General features: G+C 63.4%; 14 protein-coding genes and 4 tRNA genes. 2 read left to right on the top strand and 16 right to left on the bottom strand.

Features of this window, described 5'->3' with window-relative positions; translation table 11 throughout:
* Positions 1 to 30 precede the first annotated feature (30 nt).
* Complete coding sequence (locus tag ACF8FG_RS22785; protein WP_318080021.1) at positions 31 to 1149, top strand: nitrilase-related carbon-nitrogen hydrolase; 1119 nt, start codon at positions 31 to 33, stop codon at positions 1147 to 1149.
* Positions 1150 to 1153: 4 nt separating this feature from the next.
* Positions 1154 to 2194 carry an AraC family transcriptional regulator gene (locus ACF8FG_RS22780; RefSeq protein WP_135199047.1) on the top strand — a complete coding sequence of 347 codons (1041 nt, stop codon included), beginning with the start codon at positions 1154 to 1156 and terminating at the stop codon, positions 2192 to 2194.
* Positions 2195 to 2502: 308 nt separating this feature from the next.
* Here the strand turns inward: ACF8FG_RS22780 and ACF8FG_RS22775 are convergent, their stop codons facing one another.
* The 16 genes from ACF8FG_RS22775 to ACF8FG_RS22700 form a co-directional block, all read right to left on the bottom strand.
* A complete protein-coding gene (locus ACF8FG_RS22775; RefSeq protein WP_081384739.1) occupies positions 2503 to 3387 on the bottom strand; it encodes a DUF2242 domain-containing protein in 885 nt (294 codons plus the stop codon).
* Positions 3388 to 3587: 200 nt separating this feature from the next.
* A tRNA-Asp gene (locus ACF8FG_RS22770) sits at positions 3588 to 3664 on the bottom strand.
* 141 nt (positions 3665 to 3805) lie between these two features.
* Positions 3806 to 3882: transfer RNA gene (locus tag ACF8FG_RS22765), tRNA-Asp, on the bottom strand.
* A 99-nt stretch (positions 3883 to 3981) separates the two neighbouring features.
* Positions 3982 to 4058: transfer RNA gene (locus tag ACF8FG_RS22760), tRNA-Asp, on the bottom strand.
* 65 nt (positions 4059 to 4123) lie between these two features.
* Positions 4124 to 4199, bottom strand: a tRNA-Val gene (locus ACF8FG_RS22755).
* A gap of 148 nt (positions 4200 to 4347) precedes the next feature.
* Positions 4348 to 5121: an SDR family oxidoreductase gene (locus ACF8FG_RS22750; protein ID WP_010953013.1), complete on the bottom strand. Its 774-nt coding sequence runs from the start codon at positions 5119 to 5121 to the stop codon at positions 4348 to 4350.
* Positions 5118 to 6329, bottom strand: a complete 1212-nt coding sequence (locus ACF8FG_RS22745; RefSeq protein WP_012053270.1) for an O-succinylhomoserine sulfhydrylase — start codon at positions 6327 to 6329, stop codon at positions 5118 to 5120. The genes ACF8FG_RS22750 and ACF8FG_RS22745 overlap by 4 nt, the downstream gene beginning before the upstream one ends.
* 16 nt (positions 6330 to 6345) lie before the next feature.
* Complete coding sequence (gene purF / locus ACF8FG_RS22740; protein WP_003247207.1) at positions 6346 to 7851, bottom strand: amidophosphoribosyltransferase; 1506 nt, start codon at positions 7849 to 7851, stop codon at positions 6346 to 6348.
* A 42-nt stretch (positions 7852 to 7893) separates the two neighbouring features.
* Positions 7894 to 8451 carry a CvpA family protein gene (locus ACF8FG_RS22735; RefSeq protein WP_010953011.1) on the bottom strand — a complete coding sequence of 186 codons (558 nt, stop codon included), beginning with the start codon at positions 8449 to 8451 and terminating at the stop codon, positions 7894 to 7896.
* Between the two features lie 196 nt (positions 8452 to 8647).
* Positions 8648 to 9292 (bottom strand): SPOR domain-containing protein, encoded by a 645-nt coding sequence (locus ACF8FG_RS22730; RefSeq protein ID WP_014591903.1) that lies wholly within the window; start codon positions 9290 to 9292, stop codon positions 8648 to 8650.
* Positions 9276 to 10583 carry a bifunctional tetrahydrofolate synthase/dihydrofolate synthase gene (folC, locus tag ACF8FG_RS22725; protein WP_318080005.1) on the bottom strand — a complete coding sequence of 436 codons (1308 nt, stop codon included), beginning with the start codon at positions 10581 to 10583 and terminating at the stop codon, positions 9276 to 9278. The genes ACF8FG_RS22730 and folC overlap by 17 nt, the downstream gene beginning before the upstream one ends.
* Entirely contained in the window at positions 10583 to 11476 is an 894-nt protein-coding gene (gene accD / locus ACF8FG_RS22720) for an acetyl-CoA carboxylase, carboxyltransferase subunit beta (RefSeq protein ID WP_004574892.1), read from the bottom strand. The genes folC and accD overlap by 1 nt, the downstream gene beginning before the upstream one ends.
* A 221-nt stretch (positions 11477 to 11697) precedes the next feature.
* A complete protein-coding gene (locus tag ACF8FG_RS22715; RefSeq protein ID WP_010953008.1) occupies positions 11698 to 12318 on the bottom strand; it encodes a phosphoribosylanthranilate isomerase in 621 nt (206 codons plus the stop codon).
* Positions 12319 to 12379: 61 nt separating this feature from the next.
* On the bottom strand, positions 12380 to 13240 hold the full coding sequence (gene truA / locus ACF8FG_RS22710) for a tRNA pseudouridine(38-40) synthase TruA (protein ID WP_019437491.1): 861 nt from the start codon (positions 13238 to 13240) through the stop codon (positions 12380 to 12382).
* 194 nt (positions 13241 to 13434) lie between these two features.
* Positions 13435 to 16170 (bottom strand): FimV/HubP family polar landmark protein, encoded by a 2736-nt coding sequence (locus ACF8FG_RS22705; RefSeq protein ID WP_318080003.1) that lies wholly within the window; start codon positions 16168 to 16170, stop codon positions 13435 to 13437.
* Between the two features lie 71 nt (positions 16171 to 16241).
* On the bottom strand, positions 16242 to 17246 hold the full coding sequence (locus tag ACF8FG_RS22700; protein ID WP_014591908.1) for an aspartate-semialdehyde dehydrogenase: 1005 nt from the start codon (positions 17244 to 17246) through the stop codon (positions 16242 to 16244).
* Positions 17247 to 17724 lie beyond the last annotated feature (478 nt).

The following is a 17724-nucleotide window of genomic DNA, read 5'->3' as shown; positions in this document are numbered from 1 at the left end:
CACTCCATTTTTAGCGAATACCCACGCTTGATGCGAAAACTCCTGGCAAGCGCCCTGGCGCTGGTGATGATCGCCGCCCTCTGCGGCTATGGCTTCTGGACCCAACAGCGCCCGGAAGGCCACTACCTGTCCGACCTGCGCATCGAGCTGGCGCTTAACCATGGCGTGCCGGGCGAGCACGGCAACCTGCTCGGTGTCGAACCACTGCTGTACCCGGGCGACTATCAGAACCTGCAACGCCTGCACCGCAAGCTCGCAGCCTATCTGGAGCAAGCCCGCGCCCAAGGCCTGGTGAACCCGCGCACGGTGGTGGTGCTGCCGGAACACATCGGTACCTGGCTGTGGGCGCGCGGAGAGAAGAACGAGCTGTATCAAGTCACCCAGAGCCACGAAGCCCAACAATGGCTGGAACTGAGCAACCCGCTGCGTTATGGCCTCGCGGTTCTTGGCGCTGACGGCGACGACTGGCGCGCCGATGCGCACTTGCGCATGAAGGCCGAGCAGATGGCCGCAGATTACCAGCAGCTGTTCGGCGGCCTGGCCAAGGAATTTGGCGTCACCTTGGTGGCCGGTTCGATCGTGCTGCCCGAACCTTATGTGAAACAAGGCGTACTGCATACCGGCCGTGGCCCGCTGTTCAACAGCAGTGTGGTGTTTGCCGGAGACGGCTCGCTACTGGGGCAGCCCCAGCGCCAGCAATATCCCGACAGTGAAATGCGCCGCTTCGTCCATCACGGCCGCCAGCACCCGCTGCAGGTCGTGCAGACCCCGGCCGGGCGCCTGGGGATACTGGTGGGCAGTGACAGCTGGTACCCGGAAAACCACCAGCAACTGACTGAACAAGCCGTACAACTGGTCGCCAACCCGGCGTTTCTCAGTGGCAAGGGCAGCTGGCAAGCACCCTGGCGGGGAAATCGCCATCAGGATGCCAGCGCCGGGCTTGCCTTGCAGCGCGGCGAAGTCAGTGAACAGATGGCTTGGCAACGCCTGACCGAAGTGGCCGGAACCGGCATCAGCAGCATGAGCGTGTTCATGCGCGGGCAGTTCTGGGAACAGGGCAGCGATGGCCAGGGCTTTGCCCGCCAGTCGGGAGCTTTGCTCGCCGGCCCCCCCAGCCCAGGCGCCCGCCTGTTGAATGTGTGGTTGTAAGCACGTGGCCCGCCCCCGCGTGCGCCTGGGCGAACTGTCGGTTGGTTTTGTCCAGCCTTTGAGCGAAGCTCTACGCGAGCTGGGCCACGACCCTGAGCCATTGCTGCGCCGCTACGGCCTGGACGCGACACGCCTGGGCGAAGCCGGCGCACGCCTGTCCATACCCCGCTACATGCACCTGGGCCACGCAGCCATCGAAATGAGCGGTGAGGCCGCTTTAGGTCTGCGTATGGGGCGCCTGAGCCGGCTGGCGCATACGGGCCTGGCCGGGGTCACTGCGGCCCAGGCCCCCACCCTGGGTGAGGCCGCGCGTACCCTGCTGCGTTTCGAGCCGCTTTATGCGGCCAACTACCGCGGCCATTCCAGCTTTGAGGAAGATGCCCAAGGCGCCTGGCTGCGCTTCTACTCCATCAGCCCGTATAACGACTACAACCGCTTTGTGGTCGACTCACTGCTGGCCGGCTGGCTGGCCCAGTTGGCCGACCTTGCCGGCACCCCGGTGCAAGCCGAACGCCTGGAGATCGAGTTTGCCGCCCCCTCCTATGCCGCCCGCTACCAAACGCTCTGCAGCACGCCTGTGCAGTTCGCCGCCGACGGCAATCAGCTGCGTCTGAGCCGCGCTACCTTGCAACTGGCCAACCCCGGGCATTGCCCGAGTACCTGGCAGCACCTGTTGCAGTTGTGCGAAGCAGAGCTGCTGCAGCGCACGCGGGTGCGCAGCCTGGGTGAGCGCATCACCCACCTGCTGGGCCCGCTGCTCAATGGCGGCCGTGAACCGGACCTGGAAGAAGTGGCGCTGCACTTGCAACTACCAAGCTGGACCTTGCGCCGCAAGCTCGCCGAGGAAGGCACGCGCTTTCGCGACCTGCTCAACGAAACCCGACGCGACCTGGCCGAAACCTACATCCGTGACACGGCGCTGGCCTTTGGCGAGATTGCCTATTTGTTGGGGTTTGCTTCGGCCGAGGCCTTCCAGCGCGCATTCAAGCGCTGGACGGGCCTCACGCCGGGGGAGTTCCGCCGCAGCCAGCGGCAGCCGAGCTAGAGTTCGGTGGCGTCGTCGGCCGGTTCCGGGGTGTCCAGTTCGTAAGCCTGGGTTTCGAGAAGTTCTTCCTGGTATTCATCCATTGCCCTGCGTCCTCTTTGCTCATTTTGCCTTTGTAGATATCGCCTTCAGCCTAAGCAGGTGGGATGAAGGGATAATGACAAGCTTATGAGTGGTAAACGTAGCAGGTGTTCAGAAAGTTATCGCGGGGCGTCTGTAACAAGGGGTGTGGACGGCGGGCGACGACCGCAAGGCAAGCACAAGGCTGCTCAGGCGATCGCCACAGGGTTCGCGTTACAGGCTAGCAATCAAAGGGCGGGAGACGCAGGCTCGGCCGGCTGCGCATCCTGCTGCACTTGAATCGGCGCAGCCTCCACCGGTGGAGCCACCGGCTGCGAACCCTGGCTGTCATCCACCACCGGCGCCGCTGCCGCCTCGCTGGCCGGGGCCACCCCTGCAGGTGCAGGCGTTGCTTCAACCAAAGGTGCAGGTGCAGGTGTCGCTTCAACCAACGGTGCAGGTGCAGGCGTCGCTTCAACCAAAGGTGCAGCTGCCGGGGCCGGCGCCACCGGGTTCGCCGCAGCCTGCTCCGGAAGCCCAAGATCAACCGCCGGTTTTTCAACCTTCGGCACTGGCTCTTCCACCTTGGCCTTGGCCACTTTTTTCGGCTTGGGCAGGTAGCTCTCCACCAGGGCGAAATAGCGGTCATAGAACTGCGCCGCGGTCACCGTCTCGCTGGCGACCTTGACCAGCGAGTCGTCACTGGAGCCGATAGGCATCGACACCGAACCCAGCACCCCCACGCCCAGGCTGGCGGAGGTGTTGGACTTTTTCAGTGCATAGCGGTCCTGCAGGGCGTTGGCGAACATGGTCGAGTGCTGGTCGTCGCTCACGTCTGGTGCACAGGTGACATTGAAGCTGATCTGCAGGTGGTTCTCGCTGTTTTGCTGAAAGCTCTTGTTACCCGCCACCTGGTTGGCGCCGCTGCTGGTGATGATGTACCCCTGGCTAAGCAAAGCACGCCGGGCGGCCTCGCAAGAGCCGGCATCGCTCACCGGAAAGCTGCGCGAGAAGGTACCCGAGTCATCGAAATTCTCATGCTCGTAGACGGCCGCTTTTTTCGAGGAACAACCGGTCACGCCCGCCAGCACCAGGGCCAGCCCGAGCGCACCAAAGACGGAAGATCTGGTCATTGCGAATTCCGGGTATGTCGGGAAAGTGCCTATTGTGCAACACAGCAGGCAGGCACAGGAACCGCTGGTCGGTGAAGAATCTGTCAGGCTGGTGTAAATCTGGGTAAAGGCAGGCACTTGCCAGGCGCACCAACGAAAAAAGCGACCCGAAGGTCGCTTTAACGTTGCTTCAAGGCGTTCATGGGGCCTTGAAGCGAAGATGGCGCAGCGGACGGGACTCGAACCCGCGACCCCCGGCGTGACAGGCCGGTATTCTAACCGACTGAACTACCGCTGCGTATCATTCAGGCTTGCGCCCGATTGAAACCTGGGTCTACCCTTCCGGCGCGATGGCCTCAGGGCAGGCACAAAAAAAGCGATAACACGATCGCTTCTCTTGTGTTTGCTTCAAGGTGTTCTAGGGACCTTGAAGCGAAGATGGCGCAGCGGACGGGACTCGAACCCGCGACCCCCGGCGTGACAGGCCGGTATTCTAACCGACTGAACTACCGCTGCGTATCGTTCAGGCTTGCGCCCGATTGAAACTGGGATCAGCCCAAGGCGTGTGCCTTGTGGCTTCAGACCGGTGCCAGGCACCCGTCTGTTACTGAAAAATGGCGCAGCGGACGGGACTCGAACCCGCGACCCCCGGCGTGACAGGCCGGTATTCTAACCGACTGAACTACCGCTGCGCAGTGCGTTCCTCTCTGGCTATCGGCTTCTTGCGAACCCGATGCTCCAGGAACATCTCAGGAAGTGGTGGGTGATGACGGGATCGAACCGCCGACCCTCTGCTTGTAAGGCAGATGCTCTCCCGGCTGAGCTAATCACCCTCGCGATGTTGCTTGTTGCGTTTGCTTCGCTGAGGCCGCGAAATTTACGCAGGTGGCGAAGCTAAGTCAATAGCCCCATTGAATTTTTTTCAAAAAGGCAATGTGAGGTTATAGCCCGCGAAGAGCCGGCGCAGTTTAAACAAGGTGCTCAGGTATAGATCATCTTGCGGGTCATGCCGCCATCGACCACAAACTCCTGGCCGGTGACAAATGCCGCCTGGCGTGACAGCAACCAGGCAACCATGGCCGCGACATCTTCCACAGTCCCTACCCTGCCCGTTGGATGCTGGGCATGGTCAGCTTCGCTCAACGGCTCGGCACGGCGCTGTGACGGATCACGGGCATCGATCCAGCCCGGGCTCACCGCATTGACGCGAATCTCCGGGCCCAGGCTCATGGCCAGGGCATGTGTCAAAGCCACCAGGCCGCCCTTGCTTGCCGCGTAAGCCTCGGTGTCGGGTTCGGACTGCCGAGCACGGGTAGAGGTCAGGTTGACGATCGCCCCATTGTGCGCGCGCAGGTACGGCGCACAATGCTTGGCCAGCAGCATGGGGCCGCTGAGGTTTACCCCCAGCACCCGGTTCCATTGGGCCAGGCTCAGGCTTTCCAGCGTCTGGTTGTGCGGGTTGGCAATGGCCGCATTGCACACCAGCGCGTCCAGCCGGCCGAACTGCCCGAGCACTTCGGACACTCCGGCACTGACCTGGGCCTCGTCGGCAACGTCCATGGTGATGAACCAGGCGTTGTCGCCCAACGCCTTGGCCACTTTGGTACCACGCTGGCGGTCCAGATCACTCAGCACCACTTGCCAGCCTTCGCAGATCAGCCATGCGGCAATGCCCAGACCAATGCCGCGGGCCGCGCCCGTGACCAAGGCTACCCGGCCATTGTGGCCCGGGGTGCTGCCGCTGATTTCGATCACAACGCCGCCAGCCCGCGCGCCAGGTCAGCCTGCAGGTCGGCCACGTCTTCCAGGCCCACGGCAACGCGGATCAGGCTGTCGCGGATACCAGCCGCTTCACGCTCCTGCGGCGACAGGCGACCGTGTGAGGTGGTCGCCGGATGAGCGATGGTGGTTTTGCTGTCACCCAGGTTGGTAGTGATGGAAATCACACGGGTAGCGTCGATGAAACGCCACGCGCCCTCTTTGCCACCCTTGACCTCGAAGCTGACCACTGCACCAAAACCGCTCATCTGGCGCTTGGCCAGTTCGTGCTGCGGGTGACTGGGCAGGCCGGCGTAATGCACCTTTTCCACGCCGTCCTGCTGCTCAAGCCATTCGGCCAGGGCCTGAGCGCTTTCGCAGTGTGCACGCATACGCAGGCGCAGCGTTTCCAGGCCCTTGGTGAAGATCCAGGCGTTGAACGGACTGAGGGTTGGACCTGCGGTTCGCAGGAAACCCACCACTTCTTTCATTTGCTCGGTACGGCCGGCAACCACACCGCCCATGCAGCGGCCCTGGCCGTCGATGAACTTGGTGGCCGAGTGGAACACAATGTCGGCACCCAGCTTCAGCGGCTGCTGCAACGCCGGGGTACTGAAACAGTTGTCCACCACCAGCATGGCACCCTGAGCATGGGCGATTTCGCTGAGCGCAGTGATATCGACCAACTCGGCCAGTGGGTTGGAGGGCGATTCGACGATCAGCAGCTTGGTGTTGGCCTTGATGGCCTTTTCCCAACCGGTGAGGTCGACCAGTGGCACGTAGTCCACTTGTACGCCAAAGCGCTTGAAGTACTTCTCGAACAGGCTGATGGTAGAGCCGAATACGCTCTGCGACACCAGCACATGGTCACCGGCGCTGCACAGCGACATGACCACGGCCAGGATCGCCGCCATGCCGGTGGACGTACCCACGGCCTGTTCGGCACCTTCCATGGCCGCCAGGCGCTCCTCGAAGGCACGCACCGATGGGTTGGTGTAGCGCGAATAGACGTTGCCCGGCGTTTCGCCGGCAAAGCGCGCAGCAGCATCGGCTGCCGTGCGGAACACATAGCTGGAGGTCAGGAACAGCGCTTCGCTGTGCTCGCCTTCCGGGGTACGGTTTTGACCAGCGCGAACCGCCAGGGTGTCGAAACCGACACCCTCGAGGTCACTGTCCAGTCGCCCGGCATCCCATTGATCCGTCATGCCGTCGCTCCCAAAATCAGTTGTTGTAAAGGTCGATGATCGCGCTGACGGCCTGGTTCTTGACCTTGGCCAGGTCATTACGGGCCTGCTCGATGCGGTCGAGGTAGGCTTCGTCGATATCGCCAGTGACGTACTCACCGTTGAACACCGCGCAATCGAACTGCTCGATCTTGATCTTGCCGCCGCCGACCGAGTCGATCAGGTCTGGCAGGTCCTGATAGACCAGCCAATCGGCGCCAATCAACTCACCCACCTGTTCGGTGGTGCGGTTGTGGGCGATCAGTTCGTGAACACTCGGCATGTCGATGCCGTAGACGTTGGGGTAGCGTACTGCAGGGGCCGCGGAGCAGAAGTAGACATTCTTGGCGCCGGCTTCGCGGGCCATCTGGATGATCTGCTTGCAGGTGGTGCCGCGCACGATCGAATCGTCCACCAGCATCACATTCTTGCCGCGGAACTCCAGCTCGATGGCGTTGAGCTTCTGACGCACCGACTTCTTGCGCGCGGCCTGACCGGGCATGATGAAGGTACGGCCGATGTAACGGTTCTTGACGAAACCTTCGCGGAACTTGACGCCCAGCCGGTTGGCCAGTTCCAGCGCGGCAGTGCGACTGGTATCCGGGATCGGGATGACCACGTCGATATCATGATCGGGGCGCTCGCGCATGATCTTGTCGGCCAGCTTTTCACCCATGCGCAGACGCGCCTTGTACACCGAGACCCCATCGATGATCGAGTCCGGGCGCGCCAGGTAGACGTGCTCGAAGATGCACGGCTGCAACTTTGGCGATTCGGCGCACTGCTTGGTGAACAACTGGCCTTCTTCGGTGATGTAAACCGCTTCGCCCGGTGCCAGGTCGCGGATCAGGGTGAAGCCGAGCACGTCCAGGGCGACGCTTTCCGACGCGATCATGTATTCCACGCCTTCGTCGGTGTGACGCTGACCGAACACCACCGGGCGAATGCCATGGGGGTCGCGGAAACCGACGATGCCGTAGCCGGTGATCATGGCCACCACGGCGTAACCGCCAACGCAGCGGCTGTGCACATGGGAGACCGCAGCGAACACGTCTTCTTCGGTCGGCTGCAACTTGCCGCGCACCGCCAGTTCATGGGCGAACACGTTCAGCAGCACTTCCGAGTCGGAGTTGGTGTTGACGTGGCGCAGATCGGACTCGTAGATCTCCTTGGCCAACTGCTCGACGTTGGTCAGGTTGCCGTTGTGAGCCAGGGTGATGCCGTAAGGCGAGTTGACGTAGAACGGCTGGGCCTCGGCCGAGGTCGAGCTGCCCGCAGTCGGGTAGCGCACGTGGCCGATACCGATGTTGCCAACCAGGCGCTGCATGTGGCGCTGCTGGAACACGTCGCGCACCAGGCCATTATCCTTGCGCAGGAACAACCGGCCGTCATGGCTGGTCACGATACCGGCAGCGTCCTGGCCGCGGTGCTGGAGGACCGTAAGCGCGTCATACAGCGCCTGATTGACGTTCGACTTACCGACGATACCGACGATGCCACACATGCGACGCAACCCCTACTTTGATGAAACTTGAGTGAATAGTGCTCAGGGCTTGGACGGCCCGAGCAACTGTTCCTTGAACGGAAGATCAGCCGGAGTGCTGATCAGCCCACTGGGCGTCCATTGGTCGGTGAAACCCAGAATCAGGTTTTTCGACCAGTCGGCGACCAAGAGAAATTGTGGTATCAGGCGTGATTCCTGCCACCAGGTGTCTTGTTGAACCGGCCCCAGGCTGATCAGGCCAATGGCCACCACTACCAGCAAGGCCCCGCGCGCAGCACCGAAGGCCATGCCCAGGAAACGATCGGTGCCGGACAGCCCGGTCACGCGGATCAGCTCACCGACAAGGAAGTTGACCATGGCCCCCACCAGCAAGGTGGCGACGAAAAGAATGGCGCAGCCAGCGATGATGCGCATCGATGGCGTCTGGATATAGCTCTCAAGATACACCGAGAGCGAACCGCCGAACATCCAGGCAACCGCACCGGCAATGATCCAGATGAGCAAGGACAAGGCCTCCTTGACGAAGCCGCGCTTGAGACTGATCAGTGTGGAGACGGCGATGATCGCGATGATCGCCCAATCAACCAAGGTAAATGCCACGGTGTTGCCTGCAGACGTTTGAGGCGGCGCATTTTACCAGAGCGGCGGGCCGGGAGTAAGCGGAATGTCAGCTGGATTGGTGTTGGGCCATTGGCAGGCAAACCCGCCCCGACAGGTTCTGGGTAAGCCTTGCAGCGGCACAGTACCTGCCGGCGCGGGCCCACCCGCGAATGGGCGGCCTAGCCGCCCCGGGGAATCAGCTGCGCTCAGGCTGGAAACGCACCACAAAGCCCTTGAGGCTGTTCTGACGATTGATGGCGTCACGCACGCGCTCGGCCTCGGCGCGCTCGATCAACGGCCCCACGTACACGCGGTTCATGCCGCCCGCCGTACGAATATAGGCGTTGTAACCCTGGCTACGCAGGGTTTGCTGCAGCTTTTCGGCTCCGGCGCGGTTGGACAGACTGGCCAGCTGGATCGACCAACTGACGGGCAGGCCATTGGCGTCGATCTTCGATGGCGCGGGAGGCGCTGGTGTTGCAGCAGCTTTGGCCTCCACCTTGGGCGCGGGCGCCTGCGGCTTGGGTGGCTGAACCTGCGCCTGGGTCTGTGGCGACGGGGTGATTGGCTGGCTGGGTGTACTCGCCGGCGCAGTGGCCTCGTCGATCACCACCGGCGCCTGCTGCGCCTCCTGCGCAATAACCTGTGGCTCCGGCACGGCAACCGGCTCCACCTTCACTTCCGGCAGGCTGGGCATGGCCGGTGCCTGCGGAGCTTCGACGTGCACCTGGCGCATCTCGTCCTGGCGGGTAAACAGCATCGGCAGGAAGATAACCGCCAGCGCCACCAGCACCAGCGCACCCACCATGCGCTGTTTCATCCCTTTATCCAGCACAGCCATCTATTCCACCCTCCTGGGCGTGCCGCTCCAGCCATTCCAGCGCCTGGGCGACACAGAAAAACGAACCGAACAGCAGGATCTGATCATCCCCCGTCGCCTGCGCACATTGCCCTTCAAGGGCGGCGTCGACGCTGGCATAAGACTTCACCGTGGCACCGAGGTTCGCCAAGGACGAGGCCAGTTCTGCGGCCGGGCGACTGCGCGGGGTATCCAGCGGCGCCACCGCCCAGTCGTCGATGAGGCCCTGCAGCGGCGCGATAACGCCCTCCAGATCCTTGTCGGCGAGCAGGCCAAAGACCGCGAGGCGGCGCCCCTTCAGCGGTCGGGCCGCCAGGCGCATGGCCAGGTACTGCGCCGCATGCGGGTTGTGCCCGACATCCAGCAGCAACGCTACCGGTTTGCCCTGCCAGTTCAAGTTACGGAGGTCGAGACGCCCAGTGATACGGGTATCCAGCAGCGCCTGGCGAACTTGCTCCGCGTCCCACGGCAGCCCCATCAGCAGGTAAGCCTGCAAGGCCAGCGTGGCGTTTTCCATGGGCAGGTCAAGCAAAGGCAGGTCACGCAGCTCGACCTGCGCGCCATCGGCGGCAGTACCACGCCAGCTCCAGCAGCCATCGGCGCTGGCCAGGTCGAATTCCCGACCGCGCAGGAACAGTGGCGCGGCCAGTTCAGCGGCCTTGTCCAGCAACGGCCCGGGCGGATCCAGATCACCGCACAGGGCCGGCTTGCCCGGGCGGAAGATACCCGCCTTCTCGAAGGCCACCAGCTCGCGGGTATCACCCAGGTAATCAACATGGTCGACACCGATGCTGGTCACCAGGGCGAAGTCGGCATCCACTACGTTGACGGTATCCAGGCGGCCACCCAGGCCCACCTCCAGCACCACCGCATCCAGCTGCGACTGGTAGAACAACCAGAACGCGGCCAACGTCCCCATCTCGAAGTAGGTCAGGGAAATATCGCCTCGCGCAGCCTCGACGGCGGCGAAGGCTTCGCACAGGCGCTCATCGCTGGCCTCTTGACCATTGATCACCACCCGCTCGTTGTAACGTAGCAGGTGCGGCGAACTGTACACACCGACCTTGAGCCCCTGAGCACGCAGCAACGACGCCACGAAGGCGCAGGTCGAACCCTTGCCGTTGGTGCCGGTTACTGTCACCACGCGCGGCGCCAGCTTGCCCAGCGCCAAGCGGGCAAGCACCTTCTGCGACCGCTCCAGGCCCATGTCGATGGCCGAGGGGTGCAACTGCTCGAGGTAGGCGAGCCATTCGCCCAGGGATCGTTGTTTCATCACGCGACGGCAGCCGCCTCACGCGCTTCTTCCGGCGTTTGCTGACCGGTCATCTGCGCCAGCAGGCGGGCCAGACGCGGGCGCAATTCGCCACGGGAGATGATCAGGTCGATGGCACCGTGCTCCAGCAGGAACTCGCTGCGCTGGAAGCCTTCAGGCAGCTTCTCGCGTACGGTCTGCTCGATCACGCGTGGGCCGGCGAAACCGATCAGGGCCTTCGGCTCACCGACGATGACGTCGCCGAGCATCGCCAGGCTGGCGGAAACACCGCCATACACCGGGTCGGTCAGGACCGAGATGAACGGAATGCCTTCTTCGCGCAGGCGCGCCAGCACGGCAGAGGTCTTGGCCATCTGCATCAGCGAGATCAGCGCTTCCTGCATGCGCGCACCGCCCGAAGCGGAGAAGCAAACCATTGGGCAGCGGTTTTCCAGGGCATAGTTGGCCGCGCGGACGAAGCGCTCGCCGACGATGGCACCCATGGAACCGCCCATGAACGAGAACTCGAAGGCGCTAACCACGATCGGCATGCCCATCAGGGTGCCGCTCATGGAGATCAGCGCGTCCTTTTCGCCAGTCTGCTTCTGCGCAGCGGTCAGGCGGTCCTTGTACTTCTTGCCATCACGGAACTTCAGGCGGTCGACCGGTTCCAGGTCAGCGCCCAGTTCGGCACGGCCTTCGGCGTCAAGGAAGATGTCGATACGCGCACGTGCGCCGATGCGCATGTGGTGGTTGCACTTGGGGCAGACATCCAGGGTCTTTTCCAGCTCCGGACGATACAGCACGGCCTCGCAGGACGGGCACTTGTGCCACAGGCCCTCAGGCACCGAGCTCTTTTTCACCTCGGAACGCATGATCGAAGGGATCAGTTTGTCGACTAACCAGTTGCTCATGCTTTCTTTCTCCAGTATTGGCAGGCGGGGGACGGTGTCACCGGCCCTGCCCTGCCCTTGAGCTCAAAATCTTTTATGAAACGATGGTGGACCGGCCGCCGGGGCTTCCAGCGCGCCACTCCACCGCTAATGTGTTTTTTGCCGCCACAGGTGCTGGCATGCGGCCCGCAGGGCTGCGAAAGCTATGGACGATGGCGCGCAGCCAGCCGTCACATCTGCCATCACGCCTGTTTCACCGCACGCATGAAGGCCTCGATCTTCGCCGCATCCTTGATGCCCTTGGCCTGTTCGACGCCACCGCTGACATCCACCGCATAAGGCTTTACCTGGGCAATGGCCTGGCCAACGTTATCGGCCGACAGCCCGCCCGCGAGGATGATCGGCTTGCCAAGACGCGCCGGTACCAATGACCAGTCGAACGCCTCGCCGGTTCCCCCTGGCACGCCCGGCACATAGGTGTCGAGCAAAATGCCGCGGGCACCCGCGTAAAGCCGACAGGCCGCCTCCAGGTCATCGCCAGGGCGCACACGCAGGGCCTTGATCCAGGGGCGGTGGTAGCCTTCACAGTCCTGCGGGGTTTCATCGCCGTGAAACTGTAGCAGGTCCAGCGGAACCACTTCGAGGATCTCGTTCAGCTCACAGCGCGAGGCATTGACGAACAGCCCGACCGTGGTCACGAACGGCGGCAGCTCGGCAATGATCGCCCGCGCCTGGCGCACGTCCACCGCCCGCGGGCTCTTGGCATAGAAGACGAAGCCGATGGCATCGGCCCCCGCTTCGGCAGCGGCCAGTGCGTCTTCGATGCGGGTAATCCCGCAGATCTTGCTGCGAACATTGCTCATGGAACAAGAACCCTGATTGTTGCGGCGAAAGGGCGGATGTTAGCAAATGGCTTTTCGCTCGTCAGTCTGCCAACGCCTCGTAACCACTCAAAAAGTGTGGGCCGATGTAACGCTTGGGCAACGCAAACGCTTCGGGGTACTCCACCTGCACCAGGTAAAGCCCGTATGGGTGGGCCGTTACCCCACCTTCACGGCGGTTGCGCCCTTCCAGCACCTCGCGTGCCCAGGCAACCGGACGCTCGCCGGCGCCGATGGCCATCAGCACACCGGCAATGTTACGCACCATGTGGTGCAGGAAGGCGGTGGCACGCACGTCCAGCACGATCATCTGACCATGGCGGGTAACACGCAGGTGGTAGATGTGCTTGATCGGTGACTTGGCCTGACACTGGCTGGCACGGAAGGCGCTGAAGTCGTGGGTACCCAGCAGGAACTGCGCCGCCTCGGCCATGCGATCGACGTCCAGCGGACGGTGGTTCCAGGTCACTTCTTCGGCCAGGTGCGCCGGGCGAATCGGGTCGTTGTAGATGACGTAGCGGTAGCGCCGGGCGCAGGCCTTGAAGCGGGCATGAAAGTCGGCCGGCATTGGCCGCGACCAGACCACACTGATGTCGTGCGGCAGGTTGAAGTTGGTACCCATGGTCCAGGCGCGCTCGTCACGCACGGCACGGGTATCGAAGTGCACGACCTGCCCGCAGCCGTGAACGCCGGCGTCGGTGCGCCCGGCGCAGATCACCGAAATTGGCTCGTTGGCGACCTTGGACAGCGCTTGTTCCAAGGCTTGCTGGACACTCGGCACGCCGCTGGCCTGACGTTGCCAGCCGCGGTAGCGCGCGCCTTTGTATTCCACGCCCAGGGCGATGCGGGAGTAGCCTTCGGCCGCGGATTCGGCGGTAGCGGTATCGATGATGTCCAAGAGCATGAAACCTGTGGGGTGTACGGAATGGCGGGGATTATAACGACAACGGCAGCCTCGTAGGGCTGCCGGTGGATGCGCACTGCATGTGCGGGCCTCTTCGTGGGCGGGCTCGCCCCCACAGGTCACTCACAAGGTCGACAACCTGTGGGGATCCCGTGGGCGCGGGCAAGCCCGCGAAGAGGCCTGCCCTGCTTGCATCAGACCAACCGGGAGAGCATGTCCTCGGCTTCCTGGCGCTGGCTGTCGTCGCCATCCTTGACCACTTCATCGAGGATGTCGCGCGCGCCTTGGCTGTCACCCATGTCGATATAGGCACGGGCCAGGTCGAGCTTGGTGGCGACTTCGTCACTGCCGGAGAAGAAGTCGAAGTCCAAGTCATCCAAAGGCTCGAGCTCTGGCTGCGCAACCGCGTCTTCACTGGTGAAATGCGGCTCCAGCGATGGCGTTTCGAGGCTCTGCGACAGCTTGTCCAGCTCGGCATTGACGTCATTGAGCTCGGAGGCAAAGCTCTTGGCGGCCGGCGAATCGTCTTCCAGCGACAGGGACAAGTCGAAGTCCGATGGCAGGTCGAACTCGGAGACCGGGTCGAACTCCGGCTCGCTGTCGAAGGCAGCCAGTTCGGACGCGACATCCAGCGGATCTTGCTCCAGCGCCTGCGGGGCAGCCGGGGCAACCGGCTCGCTGACGTCGAGGTCGAAATCAGACAGGTCCACGGCAGGCTGAGGCTCGGCCTGAGCCAGCATGGCCTCGAAATCAGCGTCGGCGTCGGCTTGCAGCTCGGCATCCACGGCAAAGGGCTGTTCTTCTGGCTGAGCTTCTTCCTGTACGGGCTCATCCAGCACAGGCTCAGCGATTACCAGCTCGTCGGGTACGTCCACCTGTGCCATCGGCTCGTCCAGCACGGACGCGGCCAGCGGGTCTTGATCGGCCAGGTCTTCACCCAGGCTCAGGTCGAAGGCGCTGTCCAGATCCTGCTCGGCCAGGTCCGTTGCATCGAGCGTTGGCACTTCATCGAAGGCGTCCAGCTCAGCGTCCGGCCCTGCTTGCGCCACAGCCTCTTGCTCAGCCTGCTCCTGCGGCTCGAACCCGGACAACTCGCCAGGAACCACGTCGGCAACCAACGGCGCTTCGGGCTCATCGTGCAGCAACTCTTGCACGTACTGCTCATCCATTTCGGCAGCCAGCGCCGCCGCACCCAGGCCGGCAGCGGCCAGGCCGAGCATGGCGGGGTAACGCTCTTTCAGGCCGGCGACTTGGGCAACATTCTGCTCGCTGGCCGGCAGCTGACGCTCCTGTTCGGCGAACGCGCTCTGGTCACCCTGACGGGCGTACACGTCCATCAGTTTCAGGCGCAGGTCGTCACGCTCCGGCGCGGCGGCCACGGCGGGCTCCAGCAGCTCGGTGGCACGATTAAGGCGGCCTTCGGCCAGGCATTGGTCGACTTGCGCCAGCAGCGCGGCGTGCGGGTCTGCTTGCGGTTCAGGCTCGGGTTCTGCATCAGCGACCGGTTCTGCCACTTTTTCCGCAGCGACGGCAGCTGCAGCCGAAGCGGCAACCACAGCCGGCGACAGGGTTACGCCAGGCTCCCGGGTTTCTACGCCGTCGAAGCTCTCGGTATCGCTGTCGAAACCTGCGCCCTGCTCTTCTTCCAGCGCCCGCGCCATGCGCAGGTGCTTCTCGGCTTCTTGCTGGGCTTTGCGCTTACGCGCCAGAAGCCACAGCAGCAGTGCCAGCACCAGAATGCTGGAACCGGCAATCACCCCCAGAAGCCACGGGTTGCCCAGGACCGAGTCGAGTGAACCCTTCGGCTGGCTGGCGGGTGCTGGCTGGACGTCCGGCACAGGCTTGGGTGCGGTATCTGCAGCAGCAGGCGCCGGATTGACCACGGGCTGCTCCGGGGTAGCGGCAGCCGCTGCCGACCCGGCTGCGCCCTGGCCTTCCAGGCGTGCCAACTGGTTGTTCTTCAGTTCGATCAGACGCTGCAGCTTGTCCAGCTGGCTCTGCAGGTCGGCCATGCGGCTTTTCAGTTCTTCGTTGTCGCGACGGCTGGTGTCCAGGCTTTCCTGGGCCATGGCCAGCTCGTCATTCAACGCCTTGGCCTGGCCTGCACCGGCCTGCTTGCCCGGGCTGACCAGGCGCAGGTTGTCGCCCTGGGCGATACGCGACGGTGCAGCCTCGGCGGCGCCACGGCGGGTGGCATCCAGCTGGCGGGCACGCGGCCCCAGGCGACGGCCTTCACGCCAGGCCGCATACTGCTCGGCCACCTCACGGTTCGCCTCGCCCTGGGTGATGCTCTGGATCTGCTGCTGGTCGGGCAGGCGCAGTACCTGGCCAACCTTCAGCTGGTTGATGTTGTTGCCGATGAAGGCGTCTGGGTTCAAAGCCTGGATCGCGATCATGGTCTGCTGGATCGATCCACCCTGGGTGTTACGCGCGGCAATCTGCCACAAGGTGTCGCGACGCTGGGTGGTGTAGCTGCTGGCACCGGTGATGGCCGGTGTGACATTGCCTGCCGCCGGCTTGTCGCCCTGCGCCTTGGCCTGGTCGAGCAGCACGCTATAGTCACGCAGCAGGCGGCCCTGCGGCCACATCACCTGAACCAGGAACTTGACCACCGGACCTGGCAGCGGCTGACTGGAGGTCACGCGCAGCACACTTTTGCCGTTGGGGTTGATCACCGGTGTGAAGGTCAGGTCTTCAAGGTAGGTCGGAAACGCCACCCCGGCCTTGCTGAACTCTTCCGGTGGCGCCAGGCTCGGCGCCACTTCGGCGGCTTTGAGGTCGCGCACGTCGAGCAATTCGATCTCGGCGTCCAGCGGCTGATTCTGTGCCGACTTCAGGGTCAGCTCCCCCAGGCCCAGCGCATTCGCCATGCCAGACGACAGCGCGGATGCTGCAGCCATGGCCAGAACCAGTTTGCGAATTCGAAGCATGACCTCTTCCCTTATATGAATCGTCCCGGAACCTGCATGCGGAGCAGGACAAAAGTGCTCGCCAGTATCTTTTACGGCATGTGTTTAATCAACAATTGCGCCACTTGCACGGCATTGAGCGCGGCGCCTTTGCGCACGTTGTCGGTGGTTAGCCAGAGGTTGAGTTGCCGGTCTTCATCAACACCGTGACGTACACGTCCAACATAGACCACGTCTTGGCCCACTGCGTCACCTACCGGGGTCGGATAATCATCGTTTTCCACCCGCTCGATGCTGTCGGCTGCCTCCAGGGCCTGGTTGACCGCTGCCAGGTCTACCGGGCGACGGCTTTGCACAGCCACACTGAAGCTATCGCCGAAAAACACCGGTACTTGAACACAGCTCACGGAAATCTTCAGTTCAGGCAGGCCGAGCAGCACGCGCAGTTCGCTGACCAGGCGGCGCTCCAGCGCGGTATGGCCCTGCTCGTCGGCGGCACCAACCTGGGCCAGCAGGTTGAATGCCACCTGGCGGTCGAAGAAGCGCGGCTCCAGCGGGCGGGCATTGAGCAGTTCGGCGGTTTGCCGGGCGAGCTCGCTGACCGCTTCACGGCCTTGCGCCGAAACCGCCAGCGCGGCCATCACTTGCACCCGCTCGATGTCCAGTAGGCCTTTGAGCGGCGCCAGCGCGACGGCCAGGGCTACTGCGGCCGAGCATGGGCTGACGATACGCGCTGGCAACGACAGGCTGGCCAGGCGTTCGGCGTTGGCTTCCGGCACCAGGGCCAGGGCGTCGTCCAGGCCCCCGGACAGGTCGATCACCGTGCAGCCCGCCTGCAGCGCCTTGCCGGCAAAGCTGCGGCTGACGGCGGCGCCGGTGGCGAAGAAGGCCAGCTTGACCTGGGCGAAGTCGAAGCTGTCGACTTCGCGCACCTTCAGTTTCTTGCCAGCGAACATCACGCTGCTGCCCGCCGATTCCATGCTGGCCAGCAGGTGCAGGGTGGCAACCGGGAATGCCAGTTCCTCGAGGATCTGCACCAAGGCTTCACCGACGCTGCCGGTGGCGCCGACGACGGCGATATCCAAAGGGTGTGTCATGGAAGGGATCCTTTTGCTGTAAACGGCGGGGGCGGCACTTTACTCGGATTGAAGGGTTTTGTCTGTGCCTCCCCCAGCGTTGCCTATTGCTGTTGCTGTTGCTGTTGCTGTTGCTGTTGCTGTTGCTCTTGATCTTGATCTTCGCGACTTCAGGAGGCCGAACGCAGGCCTTGCGGAGGCAGGTGACGGGCATGGATGCCCGTCAAGCGCTGGGCCCCAGGATGGGGCCTTCGGCGCGGTCCTGCCGGGAGCAAGGCCGGAGTGAGGGGACCCCGGAGCGCAGCGCAGGGGCCGGATGATGGGAGCGCAGCGTTTTTTGGTGGGCCTGCCCCGTGACAGCGGACGCCAAGAAGCGATACTTACATCGCTATCTTGGATGTGGGCATTCACACCGAGTAGGTATTCATTCACGCAGGTGGAGCATAGTCACCTTTCCGCCCTTACGGCGAGTCACTTTTTGTCGTGGCAAAAAGGAACC

The sequence above is a fragment of the Pseudomonas sp. YQ_6 genome (genome assembly GCF_043103245.1).
In the GTDB taxonomy this organism is placed as follows: domain Bacteria; phylum Pseudomonadota; class Gammaproteobacteria; order Pseudomonadales; family Pseudomonadaceae; genus Aquipseudomonas; species Aquipseudomonas alloputida.
The sequence above is the reverse complement of the archived record's forward strand: the minus strand, read 5'-3'. Positions and strand labels throughout refer to the sequence as shown.

What these genes read in the sequence shown, in the direction of transcription:
- ACF8FG_RS22775 (WP_081384739.1), bottom strand. Translation starts at nt 3,387, where the DNA reads ATGACCAGATCTTCCGTCTTTGGTGCGCTCGGGCTGGCCCTGGTGCTG.
- ACF8FG_RS22745 (WP_012053270.1), bottom strand. Translation starts at nt 6,329, where the DNA reads ATGACGGATCAATGGGATGCCGGGCGACTGGACAGTGACCTCGAGGGT.
- accD (WP_004574892.1), bottom strand. Translation starts at nt 11,476, where the DNA reads ATGAGCAACTGGTTAGTCGACAAACTGATCCCTTCGATCATGCGTTCC.
- ACF8FG_RS22705 (WP_318080003.1), bottom strand. Translation starts at nt 16,170, where the DNA reads ATGCTTCGAATTCGCAAACTGGTTCTGGCCATGGCTGCAGCATCCGCG.
- purF (WP_003247207.1), bottom strand. Translation starts at nt 7,851, where the DNA reads ATGTGTGGCATCGTCGGTATCGTCGGTAAGTCGAACGTCAATCAGGCG.
- truA (WP_019437491.1), bottom strand. Translation starts at nt 13,240, where the DNA reads ATGCTCTTGGACATCATCGATACCGCTACCGCCGAATCCGCGGCCGAA.
- ACF8FG_RS22785 (WP_318080021.1), top strand. Translation starts at nt 31, where the DNA reads ATGCGAAAACTCCTGGCAAGCGCCCTGGCGCTGGTGATGATCGCCGCC.
- ACF8FG_RS22700 (WP_014591908.1), bottom strand. Translation starts at nt 17,246, where the DNA reads ATGACACACCCTTTGGATATCGCCGTCGTCGGCGCCACCGGCAGCGTC.
- folC (WP_318080005.1), bottom strand. Translation starts at nt 10,583, where the DNA reads ATGAAACAACGATCCCTGGGCGAATGGCTCGCCTACCTCGAGCAGTTG.
- ACF8FG_RS22730 (WP_014591903.1), bottom strand. Translation starts at nt 9,292, where the DNA reads ATGGCTGTGCTGGATAAAGGGATGAAACAGCGCATGGTGGGTGCGCTG.
- ACF8FG_RS22715 (WP_010953008.1), bottom strand. Translation starts at nt 12,318, where the DNA reads ATGAGCAATGTTCGCAGCAAGATCTGCGGGATTACCCGCATCGAAGAC.